The following is an 11,037-nucleotide window of genomic DNA, read 5'->3' on the forward strand; positions in this document are numbered from 1 at the left end:
TATGATATCATTATATAAATAAATATCTAATATATTTGAATTTTCTCTAAAAACTAACTTTATCCCTGTATTACACTTCAGTAAATTTTGTAAAATATCATAAGTAATTCTCATAGTATCTACCCCCTATTATAAGATTATAATACAGTAAATACCAATAAGTCTAAAATTTAAACTATAATTATAAATTAAATTTGCTTTATATTAAGACTTTTTATATAATTAACTTATTATGCATTGGAGGGAATCTTATGGAAATAAATAAAAAGTTAGACAACCTAAAAAGTAGACTACTAGAACTAGAAAGTGTAGCAATAGCTTATTCAGGTGGTGTAGATAGTAATTTTTTACTTAAGGTAGCAAAAGATACTTTAGGTGATAAAGTAATTGCGGTAACCCTTCATGCTATGATGCATTCAGATAGAGAAATTGAAGAAGCTATAAATTATGCTAAAGAGTTTCAAGTTAAACATATAGTTGTTAATATTGATAATTTTAAAGTTGAGAAGTTTATAGAAAATAATAGTGATAGATGCTATCACTGTAAAAGAGAAGTATTTAATACTGTAAAGGGAGTTGCTAATAAGCACAATATAAAGTATGTATTAGATGGAACTAACTTAGATGATTTAGGTGATTTTAGACCGGGTCTTAAGGCACTTGAAGAGTTAAATATAATAAGCCCACTTAAAGAATGTAAATTAACAAAAGAAGATATAAGAAATCTTTCAAAACAAATGAACCTTAATACTTATAATAAACCTGCTTTTGCATGTCTTGCAACTAGAATTCCATATGGAACAAAAATAACTAAAGATTTGCTTAAAAAAATAGAAAAAAGTGAAGAATATTTAGTAAGTATAGGATTTAATCAATTTAGAGTTAGAGTACATAACGACATTGCACGAATAGAAGTAGGTAAAGATGAAATACATAAGTTTTTTAATGAAGATTTATTAAATAAAACACATAAAAAACTAAAAGAAATAGGTTTTAAATATGTAACCCTAGATATGGCAGGATATGAAATGGGGAGCATGAATAAGTAATACACTTAGGAGGATGACATGAAGAAAAGTTATACATTAATATCACCTTGCTTTTTTGGTATGGAAAAAATGCTAGCAAGAGAGATAAAGGATTTAGGATTTGAAATAATAAAAACAGAAGATGGAAGAATTACTTATAAAACTGGTGAAGATGGAATAGCTAAAGCTAATATGTGGTTAAGATGTGCAGAAAGAGTTCATCTTAAAATAGCAGAATTTGAAGCAAAAACATTTGACGAATTATTTGAAAATACAAAAAGAATAAATTGGTCAAGATACATTCCATATGGAGCACAATTCCCTGTATCTAAAGCATCGTCTATAAAATCAAAATTATATAGTACAACAGATATACAAGCTATAGTAAAAAAGGCAATAGTTGATAGTCTTAAAAAAAGTTATATGGAAACTGGGTTACTAAAAGAAGATAAAGAAAAGTATCCTATATATGTATTTTTACACAAAGATAAAGTAACTATATCAATAGATACAACTGGAGATGCTCTTCATAAAAGAGGATATAGAGAAAAAGCAAATAAAGCTCCAATAAGAGAAACATTAGCTGCAGGAATAATGAGTTTAGTACCATGGAAGCCAGGTAGAACATTAGTAGACCCAATGTGTGGTTCGGGAACTATGTTAATAGAAGCTGCTATGATGGGGATAAATATGGCACCTGGACTTAATCGTGAATTTATATCAGAAAAATGGAGAACATTAGATAAAAAAATCTGGTGGGATACTAGAAAAGATGCATTTGATAAAATAGACAATGATATTGAGTTTAAAATATATGGATATGATATAGATGAAGAAGCTTTAGAAATTGCTAAGGAAAACGCAGAAATTGCAGGAGTAGATGAATATATAGAATTTAATCTAGGAAATGCAATAGACTTTAAAAGCGATGAAGAATATGGATTTATAGTTACAAACCCACCATATGGAGAAAGATTAGAAGATAAAGAAAGTGTACAAAGTCTATATAAACACTTAGGATATACATTTAGAAAATTAAAAAATTGGTCTTACTATTTAATAACTTCTTACGAAGACTTTGAAAAAGAGTTTGGACAAGAAGCAGATAAAAGAAGAAAATTATACAATGGTATGCTTAAGACTAATTTATATCAATATATAGGACCACGTCCACCTAAAAAATAATTAATAAATTCCCCCTTAAGATAATATAAATAATATAAAGAGTATTTTAAGGGGGTGTAGTAATGTTAAGACTAAATAGTAAAAGCAGTAATAGAAATAAGAAAAACAAGCACTCAAAAAGTTTAGAAAAAAATACAAAAGAAAAATTAGAATATGAAGAAGATTTCAATGAGATAATTTTAAATGATTTAGTTCCAGAAGATAAGAAAAAAGAATTTGGATTAGATGAAGAAGCAAGTAAACCTAAAAAGCAAGGTGGGCTTAAATTAAACTTATCATTAGGAGGAAATAAATCAAAAAAACGACCAAATAAGAAGGTAAATAATCCTAAAAGTGAAGATAATCAAGAAAAAATAGATATTGCTAATTCTAATAAAATTCAAGAGCAAAATGATGTTGAAGAAGCTAGCAAACCTAAAAAATCATCTAAATCTAAAAAGACATATAGTAATAAAAAATCATCAAAACATAATCAAAACTCTCACGATAATAACAATTCTAAAAATAAGAAAACTAATAGTCAAAGCGAACAAAGTAATAAAGAACAACCTCCACATAAGAAATCTAATAAAAAGAACCCATCAAGTAAAAAGAATTCAAATAAAGTCYATCAAGTAAAAAGAATTCAAATAAAGTATCCAAGAAACATAATAATTTAAATGAATTAAAAGAAGTAGAAAATGATGAAAAATTCATAGATGAAGTTCAAGAAAATACTAAACCTAAAAATCAAAAAGTAATACATCCTAAAAAGAGAAAAAGACCACAAAAAGAAGATATAATTGAAGATACAAGATATGTAGAAGTAGAGGAAATAGAAACTGAAAATTCATCTGAAGATAATGACAGTAATGATATAATAACATTTAGAGGCGAAGAAAATATAGATAAAAATATGGAACAAGATTTATGTCAATCAAAGGCTACAGAAGTTAAGGAAGTTAAAAGTAACTTTGAAAATATTGTTTGGTCAGAGGATAAATTCCCTAAAAAATAATAATAAATATATAGGTGTATACGGTTGGCTAAATGAAGTTATAAATAGCCTAACCTAAAATTTTATTTTAAGGGTGATTTTATGAATAATAAAGAAGTATTTACAAGAATAAATGAAATTTTATTAAATAGTTCAAAACCATCATATGAATTAGAATCTCTAATAATGGATGGAGATTTAGATAGATATCCATTTGATAAGATAAGAAAATTAAAGGATATAAATCAAAATCCTAAGTATCATCCAGAAGGAAATGTTTTAAATCATATATTTTTGGTAGTAGATAGAGCAAGTGAGTACAAGCAGTACTCAAATGATGAAAAAGTATTTATGTGGGCAGCACTTTTACATGATATAGGAAAATTAACTACTACAAGAGTAAGAAAAAATAGAATAACATCTTATGACCATGATATAGAAGGTAAAGATATAGCTATGGACTTTTTAAATGAATTAACGCATGATGAAAAATTTAAGCAAAAAGTAGTAAATTTAGTTAGATGGCATATGCAACCATTGTATTATGATAAAAATCTTCCATTTTTTAAACCACAAGATATGATAAATGATGTAGAATATAAAGAGGTAGCATTACTATCTTTATGCGATAGACTTGGAAGAGGAAATTTAGATAAAGAGACTATAAATCATGAAAAAGAAAGGATAGAAAAATTTAAAGAGTATTTTGAGAAAAACTAAATAGGGAGGTTTTGGATGAAGTTATTTAAGTTAACTACATTAATAGCTTCACTTGTTTTATTAAGTGGGTGTAGCTTAAACTCTAAATCTCCAGAACAACTTATAAAGGAAAAGCCAGTTATAAATGAAGAAAGTTTGAATCTATATGAACAAATAGAAAAACTTTTACCAGCACCAAATTCTTCATTATTACTTCCAAAAAACACAAGTGAAGTTGCTAAAATAAATGAGGTTGACCTAAATAAAGATGGAGAGAAAGAGATAGTAGTTTTTGAAAAAAAAGAAAATGCAAATGAAAATAAAACTGAAGTAGGTTTTATGGTATTAAAGAAAAATGAAAGTGGAAAATATCAAGAAGAAGGAAACATATTAGAAAGTGGAGATAGTATAGAGTATGCTAATTTCTATGACCTAGATAATGATAACAACTTAGAAATAATACTTCTTGTAAAAAAACAAGATAAAACTAATATGTACATATATAAATTACAGGATAATGGCTTAGAAAAGTTAGATACACTAAATCCATATTGGATAAATGATAGTAACAATCTTACCGATATAAAAGTAAAAGTAGATTATATCGATAATGATGATATTTTAGATATATTGGTTTTAAATTATAATCCGAAAGTAAATAAAGTTTATACTAGTTTATTAAATTTTAATGATAAAATAATGCTTTTAGATTTTATAGAATTTGAAAATATTAAGAATTTAAATAATTTATATATAACATATGGAAAAATAGATACTAATAAAAAAGGAGTAGTGTTAGATATTCCAAATCTAAAAGAAAATAATTATAGTACTCAAATTTTATATATTGAAGATAAAAAATTAAAAAAGGTTTTTAAAGATAATGATAAAAACTTGATGAAACCATACTATATACCAGTTGAGGATATAAATGAAGATAATATACTTGAAATACCAATAGTTACGGGAAGTAGTAGTATATATACACTGCAGTATTCATCTAATATTAGTTGGTATAGATGGAATGGTAAATATAATGAGGATGCAAAATTGGTATTTGATAGAAAAATATATTATAATTATAAATATAATTTTAAATTATATATACCAAATGAATTAGTAAATAAAATATATTGTGAACAAGATTATGAAGGTGCAAATGCCTTATTTAAGTTTTATTACCATGATTTAGTTGAAAATGAACCTAAAAATATTTTCACTATAGTGGTATCTCCAAAAACTATTACGGAAGAAGCTAAAAGTATAAGTAATAATACAYCTATAGTACTTGGAGAAAATTATGATAATACATTTGTATTACAAAAAAATGATGTAGATATATTAGAGAATTTAAATATAACTACAGAAGCATTAATGGATTATTTCTCATTGATATATTAGTTTTGTTTGGGAGGATTTAAATGAAGGAAAAAATATTAATACTAGAAGATGAAATTGGAATAAGAAGTTTTGTAAGCATAAATTTAAAAAGAGAAGGATATGAAGTAATAGAGGCTGAATGTGGACAGGAAGCTATAGATAAAATAAAAAATGAGAAAAATATATCGTTAGCACTTTTAGATGTGATGTTACCTGATATGAGTGGAATTGAAGTTTGTAAATATATAAGACAAAATTTTGATCAAGTTGGAATTATAATGCTTACAGCTAAAGCTCAAGAAGATGATAAAATAGAGGGCTTCATATCTGGCGCTGATGACTATATGGTAAAGCCATTTAGTATAAAGGAATTATTATTTAGAATAAGTGCTTTACTTAGAAGAATTAAAAAGGATGATAATATAAAATCTAATGAAATAGTAGCATTGCCATTTACACTTAACTTAGATAAGAGAAAACTATTAAAAAATGGTAAAGAAATAGAACTTACACCTACAGAATTTTCTATTGTAAAATATTTAATTACGAATGCAAAAAAATCTTTAAGTAGAGATCAAATACTTGAAGAAGTATGGGGGAGTAACTACCTTTATGATTTTAAAATAGTTGATGTAAATATAAGAAGAATAAGAAATAAAATAGAAGATGACCCATCAAAACCTAAATATATACAAACTGTTTGGGGATATGGATATTGTTTTAGAAAGGACGAACAATAGTGCTACACTTTGAAGGGCTAAGAAAAAGAGTAATTAAAAACTATTTCATAATAATAATATTAACAGTTACATTATTTGAAGGTTTATTTATGTTTTATGTTCAAAATTATTACTATGATTCTGTAAGACAAAGTTTAAAAGCTCAAGTTAATTATACAAATTCTGTATATAATACCAGTATAAATAATATAGAAAATACAACTTTTGATGAAAAGATAAGTAATATACTAGACAAGCAAAAAATTGGAGAAAGTTCAAAGTTTGCAATCCAAGTAATTGATAAAAATAAAAATATTATAGTAGACCCATATGGTATAAAAACAAATGAAAAAATAGAATCTGAAGATGTAGATAAAGCACTTAAAGGTGCAAAGGATTTATATCCAATAACATCTAAGATAAAAGCTACTAATGAACATGTAATGAGTGTATCTGTTCCTATAAAAATAAATAATGTGATAGAAGGAGCAATAAGATACACAGTATCATTGACAGAAATAGATGCAACTATATTCAAATTAGGACTTGGTTTAGTTTTTGCTGGTATATGTATATTGATAATAGCACTATCTTTAAGTTTAAGATTTGCAGAAACTATAATACAGCCACTTGTTGAATTAAAAGAATTTGCTAATGAATTATCTCATGGGAACTTCAGTATAAAGTTAAAAGATACAAATATATCAAATGATGAAATTGGAGACTTGGCAAAGACATTTGTACACATGGCAGCTGAAATAGATAAAAGTGAAAAATTAAAAGAAGAATTTATTTCTTCAATATCTCATGAACTTAGAACACCACTTACATCAATAAAAGGATGGAGTGAAACTTTAGGTTATGAGGAAATAACAAGAGATGAACTTGATTTAGGTCTTGGAATAATTCAAGATGAAACGGAAAGACTTATAAAATTAGTTGAAGAATTACTTGATTTTTCAAGGTTAGCATCAGATAGAATAAAATTAAAGATAGATACAGTAGATATAAAAAGGCTAGCTATAGGTGTTGTAAATCAACTTAAAGTAAAATCAAATGAAAAAAATATTAGATTAAATGTAGAGTTTATAAATGAAGATATTGACTTAATTCAAGGTGATAAGGATAGACTTAGACAAGTTTTAATAAATTTAGTTCAAAACTCTATAAAATTTACTGATGATGGCGGATTTATAAATATTGTAGTATCTCAAGATGAAGAATATACTACTATAAAAGTAGTAGATAATGGTGCTGGTATAGAAAAAGAAAACTTAGAAAAAGTATTAGATAAATTCTTCCAAGAAGATTATAATAAAGCTGGAAGTGGACTAGGACTTGCTATAAGTAATGAAATAGTAAAACTTCATGGAGGAAATATGATACTTAACAGTAAAAAAGGAGTAGGAACTTCTATAACTGTAAAAATAAAAAATATACACATAAAATCTATACAAGCTTAAAATAGAAAGAGGAACAATATGAGAAATATAAAAATGACAATAAGGTATGATGGATCAAGGTATAAGGGATTTCAAAGATTAAAAGACAATGATATGACAATACAAGGTAAAATCGAAGATGTATTAAGTAAAATGACTAATGAAAGCATAGAAATAATTGGTTCAGGAAGAACTGATATGGGAGTTCATGCATATGGACAAGTTGCAAATTTTAAAACAAATTCTAATTTATCTATAGAAAAAATGCAATCATATTTATATGAATATTTACCAGAAGATATAGTTATAGCTAATCTAGAAGAAGTAGAAGACAGATTCCATAGTAGATATAATGCAAAATCAAAAGTATATTTATATAAAATATACAATAATAAATTCCATGACCCATTTTTAAGAAAGTATACTACTCACATACCTAAGAAACTAGATATAGAATTAATGAAAGAGGCAAGTAAATACTTTATAGGAGAACATGATTTTACTAGTTTTGCATCATCAAAATCTAAGAAAAAATCAAATGTAAGAACTGTATATTCTATAAATATAAAAGAAGACAATGGTTTAATAGAAATATATTTTGAAGGCAATGGATTCTTATACAATATGGTAAGAATAATGACAGGTGCTTTAATAGATGTAGGACATAAAAAAATATCACCAGAAGATATAAAAAGAATGCTTGAAGAAAAAGATAGAAGTAAGTCTTCAGATACAGCACCAGCTAAGGGATTATATTTATATAAAGTAAGTTATTAAAAAATAGGCTAAATTAGCCTATTTTTTAATTAGAATATATGGTTTAAATCACATTTTTCTGATTCTAAAATATTATTTAATAGCATCTTTATTGTTTCAACTTGTTCTAATGCATCTAATTTATCATTGTATTTTACATTTTGTTCAAGTATGTTAAGTGATAAGCATACTTCATCGAAGTATTCATGATTCACTATCTTGTACCAAATTTCTTTTTCTTCATGCCATGATTTTGACAAGTCTTTTATATTATTAGATGCTTCATCAAGTTTGTCTTCTTCAATATAGTTTTCAATAACTTCAATATCAGTTTTAAATTTATCAGTAAAGTCATTAATTTTATTTTCAGAATAAATTCCTAAACTTATAAATAATAACGTCCATATAATAACGGCAATAACTTGTTTCATATTATGCTCACCTCATCTAGTCCTTTTTCTCTGTATAAAAATTTCATCATTTTCATCGATTATACAGATTAAAACATCTTTAATAGCTTTTATGTTATTATCTTCTAAGATTCTTGAAACCCACTTATCATCTTTATTTAATTCTTTTAAGTTATCTTTTGCAATTTTGCCATCGATTATAACTGGAAGAGGTAAATGTTTAAAATCACTTGTTTTACTAGAGTCATAAGAAGCTGATGGAACTATACTTAAGTTTCCATCTGTTTCTAGTATTGCATATTGTACATCCTTAATATTAAAATATCCTTGAGTACGTAATTCTTCAAGTAACTCTTCAATAGATACACGCTCTTTTTTTAATTGTTTATAATTTAATTTAGATTTACTTATAAGAACAGTAGGGCTACCAGATAAAAATTTACTAATAGTTCTACTTTTTAAGGCTATAAAAGAAATTAAAATTTCTATGAATACAAGTCCTGTAATAGATGCAATTCCATATATCATAGGAATAGAATTGTCTTGCATGGGAATTGCGGCAACTTCAGCAATAAGTAGTGTTATTACTAAGTCAAAAGCATTCATTTCAGCTATTTCGCCTTTACCCATAATTCTTAAAGCTATTAAAACAGCTATATATAAAATTATACTTCTAATAAAAACAACAAGCATTTTATCACCTCTAAAAACAGTATATAAACTAGTATACCCAAATCAAAAACTTAGATACTTAAATACAAAATGATATCTTTAAAATAATGGTAGAATTTGATATAATATGACTTACTTAGTATTAAGGAGGTTAGGATTATGAGCAAAAGAAAACAAGTACAAGTTCCTATAGAGAAAATACAAGAACAAGATAGATTTATAGAAGCAATAGCAGAAAAAAATAACAGATTTTATGCAATACATCAAACAAAACCAAAATATATGATACAAACTTTTGGATGTCAAATGAATGAGCATGACTCAGAAAAGTTATGTGCAATGCTTGATGACATGGGATATCAAAGAACTGTGCTTGCTGCAGAGTGTGACCTTATAATATATAATACTTGTGCAGTAAGAGAAAATGCAGAGCTTAAAGTTTATGGAAACTTAGGTCAATTAAAGTTTAATAAGCGTAAAAATCCAGATTTAAAAATAGCAGTTTGTGGATGTATGATGCAACAACCTCACGTTGTTAAAGAATTAAAATCTAAATACAACCATGTTGATTTAGTATTTGGAACACATAACCTTTATAAATTCCCAGAATTATTAGCATCATCAATGGATTCTGAAAAAATGTTAGTAGATGTTTGGGATGTTGATGGAGAAGTTGTAGAAGGTCTTAGAAGTAGTAGAAAATTCGAACTTAAAGCCTTTGTAAATATAATGTATGGATGTAATAAYTTCTGTACTTACTGTATAGTACCATATACTAGAGGTAGAGAAAGAAGTAGAACTGTTGAAGATATAGTAAATGAAATAAAAGAATTAGTTGCAAATGGAACTAAGGAAATAACATTACTAGGTCAAAATGTAGATTCATACGGTAAAACTTTAGATAATCCTGTAACATTTGCAGAACTTTTAAGAATAGTAAATGAAATAGACGGATTAGAAAGAATAAGATTTATGACATCTCACCCTAAAGATATATCTGATGAGGTTATATATGCTATAAGAGATTGTGATAAAGTATGTGAATTTATACATTTACCAGTACAATGTGGAAGTACAAGCTTACTTAAGAAAATGAACAGACACTATAGTAAAGAATACTATCTAGAAATAATAGAAAAAGCTAAGAAAGAAATACCTGATATAGCATTTTCAACTGATCTTATGATAGGATTCCCTGGCGAAACTGAAGAAGATTTACTAGACACTATAGATGTAGTTAGAAAAGTAAAATATGATGCTGCATTTACATTTATATACTCAAAGAGAGAAGGAACTCCAGCTGCAAAGATGGAAAATCAAATACCTGAAGATGTAAAACATGAAAGATTTAACAGAGTATTAGCTGCAGTAAATGAAGAAATAGCTAAAATAAATGAAAGCTACCAAGATAGAGTTGTTGAAGTTTTAGTTGAAGGAAAAAGCAAAACTGATGAAAATGTATTAACTGGTAGAACTAGACAAAATAAACTTGTAAACTTTACAGGTGGAAGTGAAGATTTAGTTGGTAAATTAGTTAATGTTAAAATAACATCACCAAAAACATTCTCATTACAAGGAGAATTAGTTAAGTAATAAAAAATGTGCCTTAGATATTTAAGGCACATTTTTTATTATGCGTCTAGAAATTCTAAAAAGTTTTCTAATATTTTAGCCGTTATACCCCATATTACATAGTHTTTAATATTWWAKWAWTAWWARWKAATWWRWKATWWAMMWMWTCWWWTTKAARRTAKTTWTWWATWAAATCAC

Annotated in this window: 11 protein-coding genes; 9 read left to right on the forward strand and 2 right to left on the reverse strand. The window is 26.2% G+C overall.

Translation table 11 applies throughout. The features are described 5' to 3' along the window. The first annotated feature begins 251 nt into the window (after positions 1 to 251). From larE to truA, 8 genes are all read left to right on the forward strand, one after another. The gene (larE, locus tag G3997_RS03985) at positions 252 to 1,049 is read left to right on the forward strand and encodes an ATP-dependent sacrificial sulfur transferase LarE (RefSeq protein ID WP_296648468.1); all 798 of its coding nucleotides are present in this window, start codon (positions 252 to 254) and stop codon (positions 1,047 to 1,049) included. An 18-nt stretch (positions 1,050 to 1,067) separates the two neighbouring features. Next, on the forward strand, positions 1,068 to 2,213 hold the full coding sequence (locus G3997_RS03990; protein WP_296648472.1) for a THUMP domain-containing class I SAM-dependent RNA methyltransferase: 1,146 nt from the start codon (positions 1,068 to 1,070) through the stop codon (positions 2,211 to 2,213). A 62-nt stretch (positions 2,214 to 2,275) separates the two neighbouring features. Further along, positions 2,276 to 2,872, forward strand: coding sequence for a hypothetical protein (locus tag G3997_RS03995; RefSeq protein WP_296648475.1), 597 nt, complete (start codon positions 2,276 to 2,278; stop codon positions 2,870 to 2,872). Between the two features lie 419 nt (positions 2,873 to 3,291). Further along, positions 3,292 to 3,909: an HDIG domain-containing metalloprotein gene (locus G3997_RS04000; protein ID WP_296648480.1), complete on the forward strand. Its 618-nt coding sequence runs from the start codon at positions 3,292 to 3,294 to the stop codon at positions 3,907 to 3,909. A gap of 15 nt (positions 3,910 to 3,924) precedes the next feature. Next, positions 3,925 to 5,289 carry a hypothetical protein gene (locus tag G3997_RS04005; protein WP_296648483.1) on the forward strand — a complete coding sequence of 455 codons (1,365 nt, stop codon included), beginning with the start codon at positions 3,925 to 3,927 and terminating at the stop codon, positions 5,287 to 5,289. Positions 5,290 to 5,309: 20 nt separating this feature from the next. Further along, complete coding sequence (gene walR / locus G3997_RS04010) at positions 5,310 to 6,008, forward strand: cell wall metabolism DNA-binding response regulator WalR (protein WP_296648486.1); 699 nt, start codon at positions 5,310 to 5,312, stop codon at positions 6,006 to 6,008. Further along, complete coding sequence (locus tag G3997_RS04015; RefSeq protein ID WP_296648490.1) at positions 6,008 to 7,450, forward strand: sensor histidine kinase; 1,443 nt, start codon at positions 6,008 to 6,010, stop codon at positions 7,448 to 7,450. The genes walR and G3997_RS04015 overlap by 1 nt, the downstream gene beginning before the upstream one ends. Before the next feature lie 18 nt (positions 7,451 to 7,468). Beyond that, positions 7,469 to 8,206, forward strand: a complete 738-nt coding sequence (gene truA / locus G3997_RS04020) for a tRNA pseudouridine(38-40) synthase TruA (RefSeq protein ID WP_296648495.1) — start codon at positions 7,469 to 7,471, stop codon at positions 8,204 to 8,206. A gap of 29 nt (positions 8,207 to 8,235) precedes the next feature. Here truA and G3997_RS04025 read toward each other — a convergent pair whose 3' ends face one another. After that, complete coding sequence (locus tag G3997_RS04025; RefSeq protein WP_296648500.1) at positions 8,236 to 8,616, reverse strand: DUF4363 family protein; 381 nt, start codon at positions 8,614 to 8,616, stop codon at positions 8,236 to 8,238. Between the two features lie 12 nt (positions 8,617 to 8,628). Continuing rightward, entirely contained in the window at positions 8,629 to 9,288 is a 660-nt protein-coding gene (locus tag G3997_RS04030; protein ID WP_296648503.1) for a DUF421 domain-containing protein, read from the reverse strand. 138 nt (positions 9,289 to 9,426) lie between these two features. Here G3997_RS04030 and miaB point away from each other — a divergent pair, with 138 nt between their 5' ends. Beyond that, positions 9,427 to 10,860: a tRNA (N6-isopentenyl adenosine(37)-C2)-methylthiotransferase MiaB gene (miaB, locus tag G3997_RS04035; protein ID WP_296648507.1), complete on the forward strand. Its 1,434-nt coding sequence runs from the start codon at positions 9,427 to 9,429 to the stop codon at positions 10,858 to 10,860. The last annotated feature ends 177 nt before the right edge of the window (positions 10,861 to 11,037 follow it).

This window comes from Romboutsia sp. 13368 (assembly GCF_018336475.1).
Lineage (GTDB): Bacteria > Bacillota > Clostridia > Peptostreptococcales > Peptostreptococcaceae > Romboutsia.